General features: G+C 40.8%; 17 protein-coding genes and 1 pseudogene. 6 read left to right on the top strand and 12 right to left on the bottom strand.

Annotated features, from left to right (window positions below):
* Positions 1 to 88: 88 nt before the first annotated feature.
* The 5 genes from ACOT8F_RS15050 to ACOT8F_RS15030 form a co-directional block, all read right to left on the bottom strand.
* Complete coding sequence (locus ACOT8F_RS15050) at positions 89 to 1,666, bottom strand: phospholipase C (protein ID WP_421652752.1); 1,578 nt, start codon at positions 1,664 to 1,666, stop codon at positions 89 to 91.
* A gap of 204 nt (positions 1,667 to 1,870) precedes the next feature.
* Complete coding sequence (locus tag ACOT8F_RS15045) at positions 1,871 to 4,054, bottom strand: DNA topoisomerase III (RefSeq protein WP_421652751.1); 2,184 nt, start codon at positions 4,052 to 4,054, stop codon at positions 1,871 to 1,873.
* A 25-nt stretch (positions 4,055 to 4,079) separates the two neighbouring features.
* On the bottom strand, positions 4,080 to 5,237 hold the full coding sequence (locus ACOT8F_RS15040; RefSeq protein WP_421652750.1) for a DEAD/DEAH box helicase: 1,158 nt from the start codon (positions 5,235 to 5,237) through the stop codon (positions 4,080 to 4,082).
* A 26-nt stretch (positions 5,238 to 5,263) separates the two neighbouring features.
* Complete coding sequence (locus ACOT8F_RS15035) at positions 5,264 to 6,550, bottom strand: ATP-binding protein (protein ID WP_421652749.1); 1,287 nt, start codon at positions 6,548 to 6,550, stop codon at positions 5,264 to 5,266.
* A gap of 125 nt (positions 6,551 to 6,675) precedes the next feature.
* Positions 6,676 to 7,128 carry a hypothetical protein gene (locus ACOT8F_RS15030; protein WP_421652748.1) on the bottom strand — a complete coding sequence of 151 codons (453 nt, stop codon included), beginning with the start codon at positions 7,126 to 7,128 and terminating at the stop codon, positions 6,676 to 6,678.
* 525 nt (positions 7,129 to 7,653) lie between these two features.
* On the opposite strand from ACOT8F_RS15030, the gene ACOT8F_RS15025 reads away from it, so the two are divergent.
* Positions 7,654 to 8,217 carry a hypothetical protein gene (locus ACOT8F_RS15025; protein ID WP_421652747.1) on the top strand — a complete coding sequence of 188 codons (564 nt, stop codon included), beginning with the start codon at positions 7,654 to 7,656 and terminating at the stop codon, positions 8,215 to 8,217.
* A gap of 241 nt (positions 8,218 to 8,458) precedes the next feature.
* Here the strand turns inward: ACOT8F_RS15025 and ACOT8F_RS15020 are convergent, their stop codons facing one another.
* Complete coding sequence (locus tag ACOT8F_RS15020) at positions 8,459 to 9,085, bottom strand: cell wall hydrolase (protein WP_421652746.1); 627 nt, start codon at positions 9,083 to 9,085, stop codon at positions 8,459 to 8,461.
* Between the two features lie 384 nt (positions 9,086 to 9,469).
* Between ACOT8F_RS15020 and ACOT8F_RS15015 the strand changes: the two genes are divergently transcribed.
* The 4 genes and pseudogenes from ACOT8F_RS15015 to ACOT8F_RS20980 all read left to right on the top strand — a co-directional run.
* On the top strand, positions 9,470 to 9,913 hold the full coding sequence (locus tag ACOT8F_RS15015; protein WP_421652745.1) for a MarR family winged helix-turn-helix transcriptional regulator: 444 nt from the start codon (positions 9,470 to 9,472) through the stop codon (positions 9,911 to 9,913).
* Entirely contained in the window at positions 9,906 to 11,114 is a 1,209-nt protein-coding gene (locus ACOT8F_RS15010) for an MFS transporter (protein ID WP_421652744.1), read from the top strand. Before ACOT8F_RS15015 ends, ACOT8F_RS15010 begins: the two co-directional genes overlap by 8 nt.
* Positions 11,115 to 11,221: 107 nt before the next feature.
* Positions 11,222 to 12,118 (top strand): putative RNA methyltransferase, encoded by an 897-nt coding sequence (locus ACOT8F_RS15005; protein WP_421652743.1) that lies wholly within the window; start codon positions 11,222 to 11,224, stop codon positions 12,116 to 12,118.
* A gap of 186 nt (positions 12,119 to 12,304) precedes the next feature.
* Positions 12,305 to 12,502, top strand: a pseudogene (locus ACOT8F_RS20980) (hypothetical protein); the annotation flags it as partial.
* Positions 12,503 to 12,514: 12 nt separating this feature from the next.
* Here ACOT8F_RS20980 and ACOT8F_RS15000 read toward each other — a convergent pair.
* The 5 genes from ACOT8F_RS15000 to ACOT8F_RS14980 form a co-directional block, all read right to left on the bottom strand.
* Entirely contained in the window at positions 12,515 to 13,270 is a 756-nt protein-coding gene (locus tag ACOT8F_RS15000) for an SDR family NAD(P)-dependent oxidoreductase (protein ID WP_421652742.1), read from the bottom strand.
* The gene (locus ACOT8F_RS14995; RefSeq protein WP_421652741.1) at positions 13,267 to 13,866 is read right to left on the bottom strand and encodes an LOG family protein; all 600 of its coding nucleotides are present in this window, start codon (positions 13,864 to 13,866) and stop codon (positions 13,267 to 13,269) included. Before ACOT8F_RS14995 ends, ACOT8F_RS15000 begins: the two co-directional genes overlap by 4 nt.
* A 300-nt stretch (positions 13,867 to 14,166) precedes the next feature.
* Positions 14,167 to 14,838 (bottom strand): beta-phosphoglucomutase, encoded by a 672-nt coding sequence (gene pgmB, locus ACOT8F_RS14990; RefSeq protein ID WP_421652740.1) that lies wholly within the window; start codon positions 14,836 to 14,838, stop codon positions 14,167 to 14,169.
* Positions 14,839 to 14,860: 22 nt separating this feature from the next.
* The gene (locus ACOT8F_RS14985; RefSeq protein ID WP_421652739.1) at positions 14,861 to 17,164 is read right to left on the bottom strand and encodes a glycoside hydrolase family 65 protein; all 2,304 of its coding nucleotides are present in this window, start codon (positions 17,162 to 17,164) and stop codon (positions 14,861 to 14,863) included.
* A 494-nt stretch (positions 17,165 to 17,658) separates the two neighbouring features.
* Positions 17,659 to 18,921 carry an MDR family MFS transporter gene (locus ACOT8F_RS14980; RefSeq protein WP_421652738.1) on the bottom strand — a complete coding sequence of 421 codons (1,263 nt, stop codon included), beginning with the start codon at positions 18,919 to 18,921 and terminating at the stop codon, positions 17,659 to 17,661.
* A 274-nt stretch (positions 18,922 to 19,195) separates the two neighbouring features.
* On the opposite strand from ACOT8F_RS14980, the gene ACOT8F_RS14975 reads away from it, so the two are divergent.
* Positions 19,196 to 20,122: a DMT family transporter gene (locus tag ACOT8F_RS14975; protein WP_421652737.1), complete on the top strand. Its 927-nt coding sequence runs from the start codon at positions 19,196 to 19,198 to the stop codon at positions 20,120 to 20,122.
* Positions 20,123 to 20,329: 207 nt separating this feature from the next.
* On the opposite strand, the gene ACOT8F_RS14970 is transcribed toward ACOT8F_RS14975, so the two are convergent.
* The gene (locus tag ACOT8F_RS14970; protein WP_421652736.1) at positions 20,330 to 21,643 is read right to left on the bottom strand and encodes a methyl-accepting chemotaxis protein; all 1,314 of its coding nucleotides are present in this window, start codon (positions 21,641 to 21,643) and stop codon (positions 20,330 to 20,332) included.
* Positions 21,644 to 22,110 lie beyond the last annotated feature (467 nt).

The raw sequence follows: 22,110 nt of genomic DNA, 5'->3' as shown, positions 1-22,110 counted from the left end.
ATGCATGGAATTGGATCGTTTATCGATGGAAATGGAAAAGAGAGAGCTCCATTAAATGAGCTCCCTCTTTATTAAACTCTTTTTCTAATTATTGCTGATTCTTCTTTTCTTCTAATTCATGCTTCTTAACAACTTGGCCTGAATTTGGATCTAAAAATAACTTGCTGCTGTTTGTTTTTCTAAAATCGAACATATTCATCATGCTGCCAGCCTTGCTATCTAAGGATGTTCCCCCAATGCGCCCTAATTTCCAGTTATCTTCAATGAATTTTAATATGGATGACTGATCCGTTAAGGTATGATCAACATAATTCTTTTTAGCATATGGGGAAACAACCATTAACGGCAGTCTAGGGCCATAACCGGCTTTGCCGGATTCAACCGATTGCCCGTTGTCAGGAGCAAAAGCATGATCATACCAGCCATCAGAATCATCATAGGCTATAATGACAGCAGTATTTTTCCAGTCTTTCGTTTTTTGCAGCTTGTTGATTGTTTCAACAACAAACTTCTGTTCATCAAGCGGATCTGAGTAGCCTGCATGCCCATCCTGATAGGCAGGTGCTTTCAAGTAACTTACGCTCGGCATATTGCCTTGATCAACAGATGTCCAAAAATCTTTCATATCGTATTGGTGATTCGCTTGATCCTGTTTTCCGATCATATTAGAAGAGCTTGGTTTTACATGATCAGGATTTGCGGTTGATTTGTAGTATTGGAACGGCTGGTGATGGGCGCTGTAATCCTTAACTTCAGATCCAGCAACGTTTTTGTGCGATGCACTTGGATCATCAAAACCGCCTTCAAACCATCCCCAAGTTACACCCTTATCATTTAACAGATTGCCGGCATTTTTATTGGCATCTTCCATTGAAGCTGTTGCCCCTTTTGATGCTTTATCAAAAAATGGGTCTGGATCCCCTGTCACTGTTCTATTTTCGTATTCATTTTTAACATCTTTATTGACTTCTTGACCATTTTCGTAAAGTGCCGCACCGTGTGTTTCACCAGAAACAAGGTTTAAAGCACCTGGAGTCGATGGTCCATAGACAGTTCCAAATGAATTATCGCTCATTGCAAAGTTTTGGGCGTAGTTCCATAAAGCAGTAACCGTATTGCCATCATAATAGTTCATAACCATACTTGGCGGCTCGTTCGGGATCGGCCATGATCCCCTGCCCGTTTTCTCTACAAATTTGTCCATTTTTCCGCCGTCAACGGCATCAAGCTCATCATGATAAGCATGTCCCATATCATCTGTGATCGCTTGAGAACGGTCCAATCGAACCGGGTTGGAAGAATTCGGATTATGATTCAGCAAGTTAACTTTTGAAATCCCGGACTGAGTCCCATTGTAATCTTTTGGAGTTAATAAATTGTTAACTTCCGGAGTATCAGCCTTTGCTTTAAACTGAGGCTCACCCTTTACATTTAATGCATAAGGATAGGTTCCAAAGTAATGATCGAAGGAAACATTCTCTCCAAAAATGACGACGACATGTTTAATAGGTGTCGTTGTTGATTTTTCTTGCTGAAGATGGTGTTTTTGATCTTCTTTTTGTTTCGTTTCATTGCTTTTTGCATATCCTTCTTGAGCAAACATCATGGAGCTAATAGCTGCAACACTTAAAACCTTAAAGAAACTGTTAACATTTTTCTTTTTCATTTATAACCCTCCAGAAGTTTTTTTCAAAATAATTGTAATTCCTGAATATGAGGGAGGTGTGAAAGGAAGATTAACCTTTCTTCACAAATAAATAACGGTTAGATGACAAATGAGAAAGGTCCCATTTTGGAAGATAAATCTTCCCTTCCGAAGAACCAAAAGTAAATTGAAAAAAGTGAACCGTAATAGGGTTCACTTTTTTCATTAATTATCCAGCTTTAACTTCGCCAAAGCTTCTGCTAACGCAGGATTTCCAAAGTCATCATTTTGCTTTTTCATGTAATTGGATACTTCTTTTTTCGAAACATTTTTGTTTTTGCTGTTCTTTCTTCGCTCATTAAATGAGGACATTTTTTCACGGTGGCCGCATTTGCATACGAAAATCTGGCCTTCTCCTTCACCGCGGAGCTCGAGCTTCTTATGGCAGTTCGGGCAGCGGGCATTGGTCAGCTTCGCTACGTTTTTCCGATGGCCGCATTCTCTGTCCTGGCAAACGAGCATTTTACCCTTTTTGCCATTCACTTCAAGCATAAGCTTGCCGCAATCAGGGCATTTTGTGCCTGTCATATTATCATGCTTAAAGCGTTCCTTGCTGTTTTTAATCTCGTTTACGACTGTTTTGGCATAGGCTCTCATTTCGCCGATAAAAGCATCCTTTTTCAGCTTGCCGCTCGCAATGGAAGAAAGCTTCATTTCCCACTCTGCCGTTAGAGTTGGAGATTTTAATTCTTCCGGCACTAGTTCCAGAAGCTGCTTCGCTTTTGACGTTACAAAGATTTCCTTGCCTTTTTTCTCAATCATAAAGCTGTTAAACAGCTTTTCAATAATATCCGCTCTTGTTGCAACTGTTCCAAGTCCGCCGGTTTCCCCAATCGTCTTGATCAGCTCTTTATTCTCACCGGCCATGTATTTTGCAGGGTTTTCCATAGCGGATAGAAGAGTCGCTTCATTAAATCGTTCAGGAGGCTTAGTTTTTCCTTCTGTCAGCTTTAGTGCGAGGCTATCAAAGCTATTCCCTTTTTGAATAGCAGGCAGAAGCTGATCTGCGACCCCATCTGCATCCTCTTCATCCTGATGGCGGTCGTATATTTCTTTCCAGCCTAGAACAAGAATCCTTTTTCCGCGTGCAAAAAATTCCTCTCCGCCGATTTCAGCAGTGATGGTTGTTTGCTCATATTCAAATGGCGGATAAAGAACAGATAAGAACCGTTTGACAACAAGATCATAGATTTTTCGCTCCTGATCGCTGAGGGAACTCATGATGGCATGCTGCTCTGTCGGAATGATTGCATGGTGATCGGATACTTTCGAATCATCCACAAACGATTTGTTTGAACGGATAGGCTTTGCCAGGATTTTTGATGCAAACTTGGCATATGGCTGCACATTGCATGCCTCAACCCGATCCTTCAAAGTATCAACAATATCCGATGAAATGTATCTTGAATCGGTCCTTGGATACGTCAGGACTTTATGCTGCTCATACAGCTTTTGCATGATAGAAAGAGTCTGCTTGGCTGAGAAGCCGAAGAAGTTATTCGCATCCCGCTGAAGTTCAGTCAGGTCATAAAGCTTTGGAGCAAAGCTTTTTTTGGCTGTTTTGGCAACATCCGTTACCATCGCCTTTTTATTTTTTAAAGAAGCTAAAAGAGCCTCTGCCTTATCATTTGAAAATGTTCTCGTTTCCTTTGATTTTTTATCGCGCCAGCTGAGCTTCAGCTGATCGGCTGAAGCGGTGAGCCCATAAAAAGGCTTTGCGGTGAATTTTTTTATTTCTTCTTCACGCTGAGCGATAATCGCAATAGTTGGTGTTTGTACCCTTCCTGCAGAAAGCTGGGCATTGTACTTTGTCGTAAGGGCACGGGTAGCATTAATTCCCACAAACCAGTCTGCTTCGGATCTTGCCACAGCAGAGTGATAGAGATTTTCAAATTCTTTTCCGCTCTTCAGTGTTCTGAAACCGTCTTTAATGGCTTTATCTGTGACAGACGAAATCCACAGACGTTTAATTGGTTTGCTCACATGCGCTTTTTCAATAATCCAGCGCGCCACCAGCTCCCCTTCACGGCCTGCATCCGTTCCAATGACAATAGAGGAGACATCCTTCCGGTTTAGCTGGGCTTTTACTGTATGAAACTGCTTGCTGCTTTGCTTGATGATTGTAAGCTTCAATTTTGGAGGAAGGATCGGAAGCTCATCAAGAGACCACGTTTTCAAGGATTCTCCGTAAGCCTCAGGATCGGCCAGGGTAACAAGATGACCGAGTGCCCAGGTAACGATGTACTGATCTCCCTCGAAAAATCCATTTCCTTTTTTACCGCATTTTAATACTCTTGCTATATCTCTTGCGACAGAAGGTTTTTCTGCCAGAACTACTGTTTTACTCAAGGAAAGCACCTTCTTTAATATAACTTTATTTTCTTTTTCCGTAGCTTGAACGTTCTTCTTCACTCATTATTTTCCCATGATAAATCGTTTTTTTGCCAAGAGTAAGCTTCAGCTCCCGGGCAAATTTCTTCAATTCCCGTTCTTCTCTTTCTGTCACAATGGAAATAACGGTTCCATTCGATTCAGAGCCAAGTCTTCCTGTTCTTCCTGAACGATGGATGTACTGCTCAATATCTGACGGGAAGTCAGCATGAATGACCTGCTGCAGCTCCTTAATATCAAGGCCTCTTGCTGCAAGGTCTGTTGCAAGAAGCAGTGAATGCTTTCCCGACCGGAAGCCTTTTAGCGCTGCTTCTCTTTCCTGCTTGCCTGAATCACTGTGCAGCACACCAACAGGTATCCGGTCATATTCAAGCTTTTCTGAAGCTACAGTCAAATTGCCAATATCCTTTATAAATGCAAGTGTCTTAACCGGATTGGCACGGACTATTTTTTCGAGCATAGCCAGTTTTTCTCTTTGCTCGCATACGACATACATATGCTCCGCCTGTAATTGCTTGCTGTCCATTTGATCCACTTTAATTATTTCGGGATCTTTCATGAGTTCTCTTGCCGCCTGCTCTGTTTCTTCTGGGAGAGTAGCCGAGAAAAGAAGAACCTGCCGTTCACTTAACGTTGATTTAATAATTTGCTTCACCGTTTGAATATGCGCAGGGACAAGAAGCTGATCACCTTCATCAATTACAACTGTTTTAACCTGGTGCATTTTCATTTTTTTCATTTTAATCAGTTCGTGAATCCGTCCAGGTGTTCCAACAGCAATTTGAGGGTTTTTCTTCAGCTTCTCAAGCTGCCGCTTCAGATTGGCACCTCCGATAAATGAAGCGCCTTTCAGCTCGCTTCCCTCTGTCCATTTTTGAATTTCCTCGAGGATCTGCATGACAAGTTCATGGGAGGAGGCTAGAATAACAGCTTGAATTTGCTTTATTTCAGGATCCAGTTTATCAAGTACAGGGAGCAGGTATGCAAGGGTTTTGCCTGTTCCTGTTGGGGATTGGGCAATAACGTCTTTTTTCTCAAGAATTTGAGGGATCGCCTGTTCCTGAATGGAAGTAAACAGGCTAAAGCCGGACTTCTCCCAATTAGTTTTTAAAAACGGACTCAAGTGTTCGATTTGTATCATGGTACACTCCTTTAATCTTTCTATAGTCAAGCAAGAGGAAGGACGATGGTAACCTTCGTTCCTTTTCCTTTTTCACTGTCAAAATGAATCGTTCCTTTGTGCCTTGCGATGATCGTAAAACAGACTGCCAGTCCAAGGCCTGTGCCTTTATCCTTTGTAGAATAAAAAGGCTCCCCGAGCATTTCCATAAGCTCTGATTCTATGCCGGTACCATTATCCTGCAGTTCAATAACCGCGTTATTCTCTTCAAAACGAAGACCAATGGTAATCACACCATTCTTTTCAATTGCTTCTATACCATTTTTAATGAGGTTTAGAAAAACCTGCTTCAGCTGATTGGCGTCACAAAAGACAAATGCATTCTCTGAATACTCTTTTTTATAATGAAGAGAAACATCATCAAGGTGGGCCTGTGCCTCAAGGAGAACAATAACTTGCCGCAAGACCTCCGAAAGATTTTCCTTTTGGAAATGGACCTCCTGCTTCTTGCCGAGAATCAGCATCTCGCCTGATATAAGGTTTATCCGGTCAATCTCAGACATCATAATATCTAAATGATTTTCATCAACCTCTTTTGTCATATGCATCAGCTGAACAAACCCTTTAAGAGAAGTCAGCGGATTTCTGATTTCATGGGCAACCGCTGCTGCAAGCTGGCCAATAACGGACATTTTTTCAGAAACAATCATTAATTCTTCATTTTTTCGGAATTCGGTAATATCGCGGGCGATTCCGAATACCCCTCTGACTTCTTCTCTTACCACTATCGGCAAAAGTGAACAGCGCAAAATCAGTTTCTCATTTGTCCGATTTAATATCGTGACCTCAAATTTCTGAGGTTTTCCGCTCAATACTTCCTGGTAGGCTTTTCTTGAAGCCTCCATTTCCTCTGCTATGATAAAGCCGGAAACCTTTAATCCTTTAATGTCCGATTGTTCATATCCTATCATTTTTTCGCCTTCTAGGTTAAGCTTTACAATCCTCCCCAATTTATCCAATTCAAAAACGGCATCAGGATTGTTTGAATAAAGAGACTGATAGTGCTCCTTGCTTCTTTTCAGCTCTTCTTCCTTTTTCATCAAAGCATCCCTTGAGAGAAGCAGTTTTCTCGTTCTTTGAAAAATAAGGACATATAATACAATACCAGTCAAAACAATAAACAGCCACCCTTTGGAATGCTGGTAGATATTATAGAGCTGCAGCTGATTGCTTGCTAAAACCATAGAAATTCCGTCGCTGAAAAAAATCCACAAAATTCCAATTGCTATATAGATTAATGAAATTTTTAACGCTATTTTGTGCGAGTGTTTCATATATGCCTGCACCCTGCCTTGTTCCGGGAATATACCCTCATTTCTGATATTTCTTATTTTACCTTTCTTTCAGGTCTTAGCGAAAAAAAATCTTACTGGAAAATCCAGCAAGATTTTTAAAATTCTTACGCCCCGGGCATGAGCAGATCATCTTTGTATTCTTTCAAGGAATAATAGATGATTGTCTGCAGAAAACCTTGATCTATTTCAGGAATGAGTTTCACTGCGTAGTGCCAGGCATTTTCTTCTATTTGAAGAGCGATTTGTTTCCGCCCCTGTTCTGTTAAGTTCGGATCTTCCAGTTTGTCTGCAAGCATGGGAAGATCCCCGTCCTCAGCGTGTCCAATTTCATGGGCGAGAACCGCTTTTAAATAATCCGGAAAGTATTCCAATGACTGAAATATTTGAAGACATTGTTTTTTAATTACTTCTATATAAATAGTAACCGTATGAGAATCTGTATTGTATTTACCGCCGATCAGCCTGCCGTCGGGAAAAACCTTTTCAATGGCTAGTGAAGTGCTGCTGCCTGACTTTAGTAACAAAGCGTCTGTTATTGGCTTGATGAATTCTTCCACTTGCTTTTCTTTGCTCCTTTAATATATGTGAATAACTAAATACAGTTTATTATATGATAAAAACAAAGAGAGTTGTACTTTTTTCAAAAAAATTTTTGAGTTTTGGCAGCATCCAGCTTCCTTCTCTACATAGGCTCTTTTCTTAAGGCTGTTTTCGCAGAGATTGTTGTTTTTCGTAAATGCTCTTATCACGCATTTAGACAAGCATCAGGGCATCTTTTCTTAAAGTTTTTGCCATCGCAATGGTTTCGAGGACTAAATATAGGGTCATGAGCAACAAAGTTTAAGAAAAGAGCCTTTTTTAAACTTTGTTGTTTTTTCATTCATTAAAGTGAATTCAAAGCAAAAATACAACTGCAAATTTTAAAAAAGAGGGTTTAATTTTTTCATATAGAACTCCCCTTTCACTCCCAGAAAAAAAGGGAGTCACCTGTCTATAAAACAACTGATTCCGTTTTGGAAACAGCTAAAAAGGGTAAAATAAGGATGGATAGTTTTATACTTTAATAGAAAGGAGGGGAACGAATGGAGATGCATTATGTACTTCCAGATCACGAAAATTTAGATAAAATTACGTACATCTATAATCCTTCAGGGGATCTGACTGTTTCCTCATTTATCACACCTGCCTATTGTACTTTCTGTAAATCCCAAATAGACGGTTTCTTCATTTATAATAGTTCATCATCTGATGAAGTCAGTACCATTGAATGTAATCATTGCGGAAAAACGATTTATCTCGTTGACGATGAGCAAAGTCCTGTTGATGTTTATATGAGTTCATCTGATCAGATGGACGGAGTTGAAATGGAGAAAAGCCGAAAGTTTAATAAAGTCCCTATTATCCATAAGGATATCTATTTTCTGAATGAGGCCATGCTTGAGAGAGTTCAGGAGCGGACAAACATTAACTTCTTTGAAGCGCAGGAGATTGAGCTCAGCAATCTGATCAAAAGGGTTTGTGGCAATACCAAAATATCATTTGAAGACTTGTCAGAAAAAGATTTAGGGCTGCATCCGCTTTTCCCTAACCTGCCTCCTCTTGTTAACAAATGGCTGCACTTACTAAAAAAGATTGAGTGCATTTAAAAAACCGCTCAGAACAAAATGCGCAGGCGCCCTGGTTAGCCCCGACAAGCGCTGGAGGGCCTGGCTGTGAAGTCGTTCTTTGACTTCATTGACAGGACCGAAGCGACCTCGAGGGGCTGGGCGCTGGAGCTGGATTTCAATACACTTGTTGAAAGTTATCAACAAGGTTAAAATTTATAATTTCCTTAACAATACAAAAAGTCAGGCTGACTTCAGCCTGACTTTTTCTATATAAATCTTCTTATTTTGCGAAAATATGGTTACCGATCTTCTCTGTTGTTTCTTTTCCATCCAGGAAGCTTGAACTTGCACTGTCCGGATTAAAGAAATAAAGTGATCCCTTGCTTACTGATTGATCCTTTGCTGCTTCTTTTACAGCATTTTTGGCATCTTTCGTTGCTGGCTCATTGATCTCACCGTTTGAAACAGGTGTGAACTGTCCTTTTTCGTAAATGACATCTCTTACTGTATCAGGGAATTTGTCGCTTGCTACCCTATTCAGGATAACTGAAGCTACTGCTACTTTCCCTTCATGCGGTTCACCTTTTGCTTCCGCATTAACGAGACGTGCCATTAAATCTTTGTCATCTGCTGATAGATCTGCTGAAGAAGAGTTTGATGCAGATGCACCTTTTACTTCTTCACCTTGTCCTGGCAGCTGAAGATTTTCCCCAGCATAAATCGTATCACTTGTTCTATTATTTGCTTCTTTCAAAGCATTAACAGATACATCGTAATCTTTCCCTAGCTGATAAAGAGTGTCCCCTTTATGTACGTTTATTTCTTTTGCGCTTGCGTTTGCTTGTCCTGCGAATGTTAGAGCCCCAACTGCTACCGCTGAGGATAGTACTAGATTTTTTACTTTCATGTCCTATGATTCCTCCCTTTGTAGTTGCTCCTGTACTACCCTAACAGATTCAAAAATCCATTTCAAAGGATAAGGCCTGCTTTCAGTCTGGCTAAATTCCGATAGGCTTGGCTCAGGTTAACCTATTGGCCTTATGCTTTCTTTTTCATAGTTTTTCAGCCTTTTTCAAGGATTCTATGAAAAAACATCCCGGCAGCCAAATGCCTTAAACCCATATTTCTCGCTATCTTACTAGTTTAATAAGGGGGACTTTTTTCGCTGAATTATTTTAGTTTTTTACACATTGGGAAGAGAGAAAAACTTGCAAAAAGGGGAAATATGCTTTAATATTTACCTAGGTAAATATTTTTTTATATTGACAGGCAGACAGGGAGAATGAAAAAGATGATTGAGAATCAGCTGATTATCCATGAATTTTTTCAGAAATATCGATTTATTACAAAACAGGCAAATGCACACCTTCAAAAACACGGCCTCTATATTGCCCAATGGTCGATTCTATATTGCTTAAACCGCTACGGTCCTATAAGCCAAACGGACATATGGCGATATCTGAATGTTGAAGCTCCCACTGTGACTCGCACACTAACCCGGATGGAAGAGTGCGGATGGGTTACCCGTGAAACGGGATATGATAAACGGGAACGGATCATTAAACTGACAGAAAAGGCAAAAGAGCTCATTCCAGAAGTACTTGCAACAACGAGTGAATTTGAGAAGGATATGCTGCAAAACTTGAGTCCTGATGAAAAAGAGAGCTTTTTTCACCTTTTAAAAAAAATGGGTTCAGGAGAAACTGCTCATCAATTGGAGGAACAACATGAATAAAGAAAACCGAACACCGATTTGGACAAAAAGTTTTGTGAGTGTTTTTCTCATAAACTTTTTTATTTTTTTGGCTTTTTACGGATTGCTGACAGGGCTGCCTGTTTATGTCATTGATCAGCTCCACAGGTCTAATACAGAAGCAGGCCTTGTCGTAACAGCGTTTTTGCTTTCTGCTATTCTTGTCAGGCCCTTTTCGGGCAAACTGCTGCAGGACTTTGGCAAGAAAAGAGTTTTGATCATTGGAACCATATTGTTTATGATGACAACCTTTGTTTATATGTTTGTTAACGCGTTTGTACCGCTCTTAATCTTAAGATTCATACATGGTATTTGGTTCAGCCTCATTACCACTGCAACAGGAGCACTTGCCGCAGATGTCATCCCGCTCAAACGCAGAGGAGAAGGGCTTGGTTACTTTGCGATGTCGATGAACCTTGCTGTCGTATGCGGACCTTTTATTGCTTTGAGCCTGCTTCAATTTGTGACCTTTCAAACACTTTTCGTTTTATTCGGGCTCATTTTAATCCTAGGTGTATTGTTTACTTTTTTAATCAAAGTGCCAATTCAGGAGAAAGCAGCTGCCCCCGCAAAAAGCAGGCTTTCCTTAAATGATCTCTTTGAAACGCGGGCACTTCCGATTGCTCTTGTGGCGAGCTTAATTTCCTTTTCTTATTCAAGCATCATTTCATTTATTTCGATTTACGCAAAACAGCTTGGGCTGATGAGTGCGGCAAGCTACTTTTTTGTCGTATTTGCCCTTGTCATGCTCATCTCCCGCCCTTTCGTCGGCAGGCTGTTCGATACAGCGGGAGCTGCGGTTGTCATGTATCCAGCCTTTGTGCTGTTCGCTGCCGGAATGGTGTGCTTAAGCTTTACGCATACAGCCTTCATGCTTCTTTTATCAGGAGCTTTAATCGGGCTTGGCTACGGTACGCTCGTTCCCTGCTTCCAGACCCTTGCTGTTCAGTCAGCGGATCATAAGCGGAGCAGCCATGCGACCGCTACTTACTTTACCTTATTCGATACAGGTATAGCGGGCGGCTCTTATTTGCTCGGTATGGTTGCAGCCGTTTTCGGCTACACAAGACTTTACTTTTTCGCTGCCCTCCTGATCCTAGTGACATTATTTTTATTTACATGGGTTCGAAAAAAGAGACAATCGGGAACTGTTTTGCAAACCGGAAAGAATCTTTCAAACTAAGTCATATATGCACAGACTGTCCTTTGGATAGTCTGTTTTTTTCTGCTATTTTTCTTCGCTGTGATATAATGACACATATTATTTTCAATAACGGATGAGGTGCCCTTTTGTCCATTCTTAATAAAAAAACCATTCACGCCAATCTCATAAAAAAACACGAAGCCATTTTTCAATGCCCTGTATGTTCAAGAGATATGCATATTCAGGAGCTGAGAAGCATGGTTTGCACCCAAAATCATTTCTTTGATTTAGCCAAGCAGGGCTATCTGAACTTAATAACACATTCTTTAAAAACGAAATATGATAAGCATTTGTTTGAATCAAGAAAGCGGATTGCAGACAGCGGTTTTTTTGATCCGCTTACTTCCGAATTGAGCGAAATGCTGAACGGTCACTTTAACAGCAATCCCGATGAGATAAAAATGCTCGACGCCGGATCCGGTGAAGGCTCCCACTTATCAAGCATTCAAAAGAAGCTCTTTGACAAAACAGGAAAAAACCTAGTTGGAATTGGAGCCGATATCGCGAAAGAAGGCGTTTATATTGCAGCGAGGGAATATTCCGGACTGATCTGGTGTGTCGCTGATCTTGCTAATAGCCCATTTAAAAATCATGCATTCAACTGCATTTTAAGTATCTTATCACCATCCAACTACGCGGAGTTTGACCGGCTGCTTTCTGATGGCGGTCTGCTTGTAAAAGTGATTCCGGAAAGCGGCTATTTGAAAGAACTGAGAGAAATATTCTATGGGCAAACCGATAAAGAAGATTATTCCAACCACACAACAATTGAACGGTTTCAGGAAAATTTTAAGCTGGCTGAATCAAAACGTATCACTTATCAAGTGAAGCTTGCTGAAGGATTGTTGGAACATATTATAAACATGACGCCTCTCTCATGGGGAAGTTCTCCGGAACAGCTGAAAAAAGCGGTTGAATCAGACATCTCTACGCTAACAGTTGACTTGACCATCCTTGCCGGGAAAAGGTCAAAAAGCAATTGACGTTTTACAGTCAATTGCTTTTTGTCTTTCATATTTTTTCTCCTTCTATTCTATTTCTTCTTCCATCATACCTTTAAGCAAGGTTGATCAATCAACTTTTTTATAAGCAATATTGTGTCACTTTTATTAGGAAGCAATATAAGATAAGATAATATAAGGAAGAAAGTCATTATTTGAGGTGAAAAAATGAGCAGAGGCCATGCAAAAAAGAAACGCCTTCACGATATGCGAAACGGTGTGAGAAATCCAGAAACCTTAAGAGGCCGGGCAGCCTTTAGTCTTCATGAAAGAAAGACCATGACAAAATCAGAAAAACGGAACAAAGAAACAGCAAAACACAAAAAGCGATTCCTTTCCGAAAAACGGGATGAAGGGAATCGCTTTTATTATGCCTTTTTAGATGCCAAACGTATTTCCTCCGTTTACAGAAATACTCTGTCCAGTAATAAAGGAAGATTCGTCCGAAGCAAGAAACACCACGGCATTCCCAATATCCTGCGGGATCCCCATTATGCCTAATGGCACATTTCTTAAATAGCCTTCTATTTCTTCATTTGCCGTTCCTCGGTGGCGCTCGACTGGAATAAATCCTGGATTTAACAGATTAACCCTGATTCCGTAAGACCCCAGCTCACTCGCCCATGATCTTGTCATGCCGAGCATGGCTGATTTTGCTGTTACATAGTTAGAAAAGTAGGCATTCCCTAATTGCACGACTTCACTGCCAATATTGATAACAGAACCGCCTTTCCCGGATTTCATATCAGGAAGCACTTCTTTCATAAGCAGAAGCGGCGCCTTGACGAAAAACAGCAGCTGATCCTCGTATTCCTTCCATGAGACTTCTTCGAGGCTTAGTTCAGGCTGCGGACTTGTTGCATTGTTCACTAAAATGTCCACCGGTTGCTGCAGAAGCTTTTTCGATTCCAAAACAAGGGAAGCAGCCCCTTTTTCGTCTGTCACATCCCCTTGCACTGCAAACGCCGTTCCTCCTAAAAGGCGGATTTCCTCTGCCGTTTTTTCTGCTTGCCCGCTGTTATGAAAATAATTAACGATGACCTTTGCCCCTTCTTTTGCAAGGGAGGTAACGATCGCTTTTCCAAGGCCTCTCGATCCGCCCGTAACGATTGCTGTTTTTCCTTTTAGCCTCATCTTTCTTCCCCTTCGCTGCGTCCTGGAACCTGCCATTTCTTTTCAAAAACTGGCGGTTCATAGTTTCCCATATACTCAATCAGCTCCCGGGGATCGTCCGTCGCATGCAGGAGGCTGAGGGGCGAATTTTTAGCAAACCCCTCCTCCGTGCTATGATGAACGAGAGTTAGAAGAGGTTCATAATACCCTCTTACATTTAAGAGTCCAATCGGCTTTTCATGAATGCCGATTTGAGACCAGCACAGCACCTCAAAGAGTTCCTCAAATGTACCGAGTCCGCCAGGCAAAGCAATAAACCCGTCTGCAAGACTTGCCATTTTCGCTTTTCTTTCATGCATGCTCTCTACCTCAATTAGTTCTGTAAGTTCTGCATGAACGATCTCACCTCGTAAAAGGCCAGACGGCATAATTCCTGTAACCTGACCTTTATATTTTAAAACCTCATTGGACACCTCTCCCATAAGGCCTGTTTTGGACCCTCCATAGATGAGCCGGATGTTTTGTTCGGCCATATACCTGCCAAGCTCTCTGGCCTTTTCCCTGTATTCTTCATGCCTGCCGGCGTTTGAACCGGCAAAAATACAAATGGACTTCATCTTTTCATCTCCAAACATAGATTCTCTTACTATTATTCTACTTTATTTTTCCCGCACACAATGTGGAAAAATAACGAAAAGGACACTTTTTTAAAAGTAAGGCTCTGTTAAACTTGGCTGTTGATTGCAGCTAAAAAAGTAAATATATACTAGGTAGTATACTTAGAAGATGATGAACGGAGGAGGAAAGGAATGAAAAAAGCCGCAGAATGATATCCAGTATTCAGCTGCATGAAAGTTACATTTTTAAAATCTCAAAAAAGCTTGCAGAGAAACTAGCGTTTTTCTGCAAGCTGTCTTTTATGCTCCTTCAAACTCCCGGATAATGTTTCCGTATGAAAGAAGCTCTGTCTTTGAATACACGATATCTGCCTTACGAAGCGTTTCTTCAGATCCAACACCAACGGCAAACATCTTGGCGCCCTTAATAGAATCTACTCCTGCCGCTGCATCCTCAAGACCAATGCAAGCAGCTGTTTCGACATTCAGAAGCTTTGCAGCTGTTAAAAAGATCTCAGGATCCGGCTTTCCATGCTGAATTTTTGCTGCATCTACTATCACATCGAATTTATCCTTCAAGCCTAAAGATTCCATTACAGCAATAGCATTTTTGCTTACTGAGGCAAGCCCAAGCTTTAAGCCGTGTTTTTTGATCTCCTCAATTAAAGGCTTAATTCCGGGAAGAATATCATCAGGTGTAATGTTTTGAATCAATGTTAAGTAATGTTCGTTCTTTTTTGCTGCCAGCTGTTCTTTTTCTTCTTTGGAAAAATCATTCTCTTTTCCTCCAAGCTTGAGGATTTTTTCAAGTGATTCCATTCTTGAAATGCCTTTCAGCTCTTCATTATCCTCTTTTGTAAAAGTAATTCCGATATCTTTGGCAAGCTCTTTCCATGCAAGAAAATGGTACTCAGCCGTATCTGTAATAACCCCGTCCAGGTCAAAAATAAATGCTTCAATAGGTTTACTCATCCTTTAACCCTCCAAACGATTATTAAATAATTTCTTTGTTTATAGAGGCGGTAAGCTTACCATTTTCCGGCAGCACAGCTGTTTTACCGTACAATTTAAGTGAAAGCTCAGGTCCTTCTTGTGAAAGCCGGATGTTTTCACTTGTTACCTCTACTGTAATCAGATGATCACGGTAAACCACTTTAAAGGTGTATCGATTCCATGCTTTAGGAATAAACGGTGCAAAAGACAATGATTCTTCTGCTGTTCTCATTCCAGCAAAGCCTTGAACAATAGAGAGCCATGAACCCGTCATACTTGTGATGTGCAGGCCATCCTCGGTATCATTATTATAGTTATCAAGATCAAGACGCGCTGTACGGTTATACATTTCATAAGCTTTCTCTTCCATTCCAAGCTCTGCAGCAAGGATCGAGTGCACACATGGAGAAAGAGAAGATTCATGAACTGTCATCGGCTCATAAAACTCGAAGTTTCTGCGTTTTTCTTCTTCAGTGAATTGATTGTTCAAGAAATACAGTCCTTGAAGTACGTCAGCTTGTTTAATGAAGCAGCTTCTCAAGATCTTATCCCATGACCAGTTCTGGTTAATTGGACGGTCTTCCGTCTTCAGCTGATCAGCAGGCATCAGTTCTTTATCAAGGAAGGTGTCATGCTGGACAAACACTTGAAGCTCTTCATCATAAGGAAGGTACATATTTGCAGCAATGTCCTGCCACTTATCTGTTTCTTCACTCGTAATATTCAATTCTTCCAAACGCTCAGCATGGCCATTTTCTTTTAAATAATGAAGCACTTCTATCGTATAGTTCAATGTCCACTGAGCCATTAAATTGGTGTACCAGTTATTGTTGACATTGTTATCGTATTCGTTCGGCCCTGTCACACCATGCATCATGTAGACGCCTTTTTTTGTGTTATAATGCACGCGGTCGGCCCAGAAACGGGATATTCCTGTCAGGACATCCACTCCATATTCATGGAGATAGCTTTTATCTCCAGTGTAGTTCACATAGTTATAAATGGCATACGCAATGGCGCCGTTACGGTGAATTTCCTCAAACGTAATTTCCCATTCGTTATGACACTCAACACCTGTGAAGGTCACCATCGGATAAAGAGCTCCCTTTAGGCCCTGCTGGCGTGCGTTATGGCAGGCACCTTCAAGCTGATTATGCCTGTAAATGCAAAGATTGCGGGCAATGGAAGGCTTTGCAGTTGATAAATAAAGCGGCAGGGCATATGCTTCAGTATCCCAATAGGTGGCACCGCCGTATTTTTCACCTGTAAATCCTTTAGGACCGATGTTAAGGCTTGCATCTTCCCCGTAATAAGTAGAGAATAGCTGGAACAGGTTAAAGCGGATGCCTTGCTGTGCCTCAGCATCTCCTTCAATTTCAACATCTGCCATTTCCCAGCGCTTCAGCCAGCCTTCTTGATGAGCCTTCAGCAATTCTTCATAGCCCTTCCCGATTTGAGCGGTTAAAACATTTTTACCCTTCGATACAAGGCTTTCTAATGGATGGTTTCTGTCGGTTGTCACCGCTACATATTTGTAAAGGCTTATAGTTTGACCTTTGCTTCCCTTTACAATGATCAGATTATCAGCATATTCGCTTTTTTGATTAGACGAAATGGAAAGCACTTCACCTTCAACAGTAATCTTCATGCTTGCAGATACCATAAAGACAGGTGCATCAAACGGATTTGATTTTGTTTTCATGACAAGAGCTGCCCCGTACTCTACTGCTTCTCTGTCAACCTCATCCCAGAAATCCTCTTCATAGTTGGAATCCTCATTCCGGATATCTCCATCAAGGTAAGGGATGAAGGTAATTTCTCCGTCATAATTGACTGGTGTGGCAGAGTATTTCATAACAGCCAGTTCACTTTCATCAACAGAAAGGAAGCGGACCACCTCAAAAAAAGTCTCTTTTTCGTCTTTTATAATCGTAAATTTCCTCGTTAAAACGCCGTGCTGCATATCAAGCTCACGATAAAATTCTTTTACGGAATCTTTGTAAAGATCTACTTCTGCTCCGTCAATCAGAACTCTGATTCCGAGGTAATTGATTGAGTTGACCACTTTTCCGAAATATTGCGGATACCCGTTTTTCCACCACCCTACACGGGTTTTATCCGGAAACCAAACACCTGCAATATAAGAACCTCTGTGGAAATCTCCTGAATACATTTCTTCAAAATTACCGCGCATTCCCATGTGGCCGTTTCCAATGCTCATCATGCTCTCTGCTAAACGGAATTCTTCTTTATGAAGCTCAGTTTCGATAATTTTCCAATTGTCTACTGAAAAAAGTCTTTTCATTTTTTTCACCCTTTAATCCGCATTTTGTGCAACCGTTTTCACAAGTAATGAAAAATTTTTTAATCCGCTTTCATTATACTACCAATTTGCTATTATAGATAACTATTATTTTAAATAGGCTCTTTTCTTAAACTTTGTTGTTTTTTGATTGATTTAAGTGAATTTAGAGCTATCTTACACATTGCAAATTTTAAGAAAAGATGCCCAGAAGCTAATCTTTTTGCGTTTTCTAAACCCATACGAATAACACAATCTTTGCGAAAACAGCTTTTATATAAGTTGATAAAGGCTTTTTCTTAAACTTTGCTGCTTTCCCACTTTTTTTATTGAAGTTACTTTGAGTTCGCCAGAAGTTTTCCGAAATGATGCCGCTGCGCTAGTCTAAATGCGGGAAAAAAGCTGGTACGAAAAACATCGATCTCTCCGAAAACAGCTTTTGTAACAAATACATAAACGGTACAGGCAGCACCCTTAAAGCTGCTGCCTTCCTCCCGCTATTCCGCTTTCACCTGAAGCTGTTCGGATGCTGAAGTACGAATAGTAAGATCCGGCAAAATGCGATAATACAAAATGATGCCGATCACACCTATTAAAGTAATAAATACAGTTGATGAAAAGCTTGATAAAAAAGCACTGAGCGTTACCGTTACAGAACAAATAAGCATGGCTAGATTAAACGTCAACCCGGCAACCGCCATATAAGAACTCCTTGCATCTGCAGACGGCAAATTGGCCATATAGTTTTGCTCTACAGGAACCCGCAGCACTTCAGCGACTGTTGCAGCAAGCATGGCAAGAAACAGAATCCACATGTTATTTGAATAGGAAATAACGGCGTAGCCAGCGACGAATATCATACAGCTGACAATAAGAGTAGTACTTTCCTTAAATTTCTCAACAATGCGTGCGGCAAACAGAGCTGTAACAACGACGAGAATCGTATTTTCCGTTCTTAAAAATCCGATCATTTCAGTCCCGCCAAATGTCCAGTTCAGTATATGCTGTACTGGCAATTCGTTATTCAAACGAATGCTGATATAGTTGGTGAGCTGAAATTCCATAGACAGAACCAGAAGTCCTGCGAGCACATACAAAACAAAAATGCGGTCTTTTAAGACCTCTTTGTAGCCTTTCAATATGGATATTGTGTGCATCGCAGCAGATCTTTTCTGAACCTTTTTCGGAGCATGACTTTCTTCAATGAAGAAAACGATCAGCACCCAGGCAGCGAATGCAGCTATTGAAAGAGCTATCAAAAGCTCAAATAGATAATGCTGAAATAAAAATCCCCCTGCAATACCGCCAATGGCAATGGAGAGATTATTCGTCCAGTACATGATCGTATACATGAGCTTTCTTTCCTCCGGCTTGCTGACATCAATCAGCATGGCCTGATTGGCTGGTCCAGCAAGCCCCCAGCAAACACTGTTGATCATCATCATGAAGAAGGTGAGGAGCGGCGACGAAAACCACGGTGAATTGGCAAGCATCATCAGAGAAAAAGCCAGAAAGCGAAGAGTTTCTGCAAGAACGATGGCTTTTTTTCTCCCAAAATGGTCTGAGAGATAGCCGCTCAAAAAGTTGAACAGAATGCAAGCAAATACATTCAGCAGGAGGAGCAGCCCCGTTGTCTTCATTCCAAAATAATGAGACAGGTAGATTGCCATAAAAGGAAAAATCATACCGCCGATTGTAGAGCTGATAAAAGATTCTGCCAGACGGATTTTGATTGTCCGGTGAAAAGTAAAAACATTCATATCCCTTATTCCCCATTTCATTTTTAGAAGCAAATGAGATCTTCTGCTAAATACATGTAATCCCGCTGTTCTATTCCTATATGTATTTTGTTTCTGAACTGTAGAAAATAGTAACATAATTTCCCAGTCCATAACAGACCGAAGTTCCTTATTTTCACAAAATTTTGATTAACAATTAAAATGAGTTCTTTCTTCATGGCATAACTATTTGGTATGTTTATAAGGAATCCATTCCATAACATATAATGGCTCTTAAACAGAAAGAAGGGAAACCTTGAAGAACAATAAAATCTATCTTATCCTTATCGCCGTCATGCTTATTTGGGGCTTTAACGTCTCCTTTATCAAAATTATTGTTGGCAGCTTTATGCCGGTAACCATGACGTCTTTTCGTATTTTTACCGCAGGTGTCACTGTACTGATCATTCTTGCATTTATAAAAAGACTGAGAAAGCCGACGCTTCAGGAAATAAAATTCATCATTTTCGGAGGACTTCTCAATGTCGTCGGGCATCATTATTTTCTTTCAACAGGCCTTACAAAAACGACAGCCGCAAACGGCGGACTCATCCTAGGATTAGGCCCGATGCTTACAGCTATCCTTTCCATTATTTTCCTGAATAAAAAACTCACTCTTATCAGACTGTCTGGCTTTGTGCTTGGACTTATCGGGGTTAGCTTTACTGTCCTCGCAGGAGGCAAAGGAATCGGTTCCATCAATTTTGGCGATTTAGACATTTTTCTCTCCATTTTCAGCCAGGCTTCAAGCTTTATTATTGTCAGCAAAGCAGCCAAAGTGATGGACCCGCGGCTACTGACAGGATATATGCTCCTTTTCGGCTCCTTTATTCTTTTCGGCATCAGTCTCATAACAGAACCTAACGGGCTAATGAGCATGACAAACGGAAGTCCTTCCGTATGGGCTTCGTTCTTCGGATCTGCTGTACTTGCAACAGCTTTCGGCCATATGATTTATAATTCTGTTATTGGAAAGGCAGGGGCAGCAGAAGCCTCTATCTTTATGAACTTGAGCACTTTTTTTGCCCTTCTTGGATCAGCGCTTTTTCTCGGAGAAAACATCCTTCCTTCTCACTTTATCGGCTTGCTGCTAATTGTAGCTGGTGTTCTTTTCGGATCGGGAGCATTCGAAGAAATGAGGCTTCGCCAAAAAAGAAGACAAAGCAGATCTACTTCTATATAAGAAAAGCGCAAGCGCCTTGTTCAGCCCCGACAAGCACTGGAAGGAAACCCCGCAAAGTTCGGTTTTGACTTTGTGGGGTTTTCTGAAGTGACCTCAAGGGCCTAGGCGCTGGAGCTGGACAAATCAACTTAGAAATTTATACTTTCTGATCTTTTAAAAAGAGAAAGGCAGGCTGGAATCTTTCATCCTGCCTGCCTTTTCTGTTTCTTAATAAGAACCTTCAGCTTTTTCAAGCAGGTTATCTGCTAAGTTTGAGAGGTTATCCGTCGTCTGGTTAATTTCTTTAATCGATACAACAATTGTATCCAGATCGGTTTTATTGCGGTTAAACATATCAAGATAATTTTCCATTTCCATTTTAACAGTTGAAAGTCCTCTATTTACCTGCTGAATTTTCACCTGAGATTCTTTCGTTGAAATGTTCATTGAATTCATCCGGTCAATGAGGAGCAGGATGTTTTTATCACTTTCTTCTATTAGTGTTTTGATGTGATTGCTCATGTTCTTCGCGTTCTCAGCAAGCTTTCGGACCTCTGTCGCTACTACAGCAAATCCTCTTCCTTCATCACCTGCACGGGCAGCCTCAATAGATGCATTCAGCGCAAGCAGGTTCGTTTGGTCGGCAATTTCTTCAATTTGTTTTGTCGATACAATGATCTTATTTGAGATTTCCTTCAAGCTGCCGATTCCTTCAAGGGAACTGCCTACTTCTGTAATGGCCTGTCCGAAAATCGCCACCATTTCTTCCATTTGGCGCTGATTTTCATTTGTCAGACTGAGAAGGTTCTTGCTGCTCTTTTGAGTAGTTTCAGTCTCTTTTCGGATTTCTTCTGCTTTAGCACTTGTTTCAAAAATCGTTGTATTGGTCTCTTCTACTGTGGCAGCAAGCTCCTGGCTGATCGCACCGAGCTCTCTTTGTAAATGAGCATTTTTTTCATTCACTGAATTTATCTCGTGCATGCGGCTCTCCATGTAATTTTCCACAACAAGCTGTGAGTCAAGGTTAATAATATGGGTTACAGCTGTCATTACTTTAGGCAGCCTCTCCGGCTCATCTGCAAATTTTTCTGCGATCTTTGGAATAAGCAGTGTGTTCATTGCTGAATAGGTGGCGAGAAACCAAGTGACAGGAAGAGCTGCTCCATTTTGTGTCTGTCCGATTCTTGTTCTCATTTCAAAATAGGCAGCATCCAGCTCACCGCTCAGCAGGCTTTGAAAATATTGTACGAATAAACTAAGCAGCCTCTCTCTTGTTGTATGATCAGTTGCAATCTTTGTCAGCAAAGGCTGCTTATATAAATCATCAAGTACTTGGTTCAGTACCCCTTCAAGCTCTTCCATGATAAACGGTTTGATTGATTTTAAAACAGTGAGGTGGCAAGCGTTAAAGCCCATATATTCGAGCCTGCCTGAAAGCTCCTTGTCTTCAAGCTTTATGGCATGATCTTCTGTAATAAATTCGATTTTTTTAACTCTTTCAATTTGACCGGCCTTTTTGTTTCTTCTTGTTTTAAACAGCATTCTATTTCCACCTCTTCTGATGATTTAAAAATACGCAAACCACACTTTGCGCTTTAAGTATTTTTCTATTATTTATATCGGTCTTTCGTCACAGTTCGTTGAGTGGAAACTTTTTATAAGGCTCTTTTCTTAAACTTTGTTGCTCATGATCCTATATTTAGTGCTCGAAACCTATTGGGATGGCAAAAACTTTTAGAAAAGATGCCCCGCTGCTAGTCTAAATGCCTGATAAAAGCATGTACGAAAAACAACAGTCTCTGCGAAAACAGCCTTTAAAAAAAGCGCCGAATGTTCTCTGCCGCTCTGCATAAAGAAAGCCGGCTGTAAAAACAGCCGGCTCCAGACTGTCGACAAACTCCTCGATTTTGAGGAGGATGTTGGCAGTTTTTTTGTATAATGAAAGAAGTAACTAGTGAGGTGATTGAAATGCTGTCTAAAAATAATCAAATGAATCGTGATCAAATGGA

The sequence above is a fragment of the Chryseobacillus diguaensis genome (assembly GCF_049220665.1).
Classification (GTDB): Bacteria; Bacillota; Bacilli; order Bacillales; family Bacillaceae; genus Metabacillus_B.
This window is presented reverse-complemented; position numbering and strand designations above follow the sequence as displayed.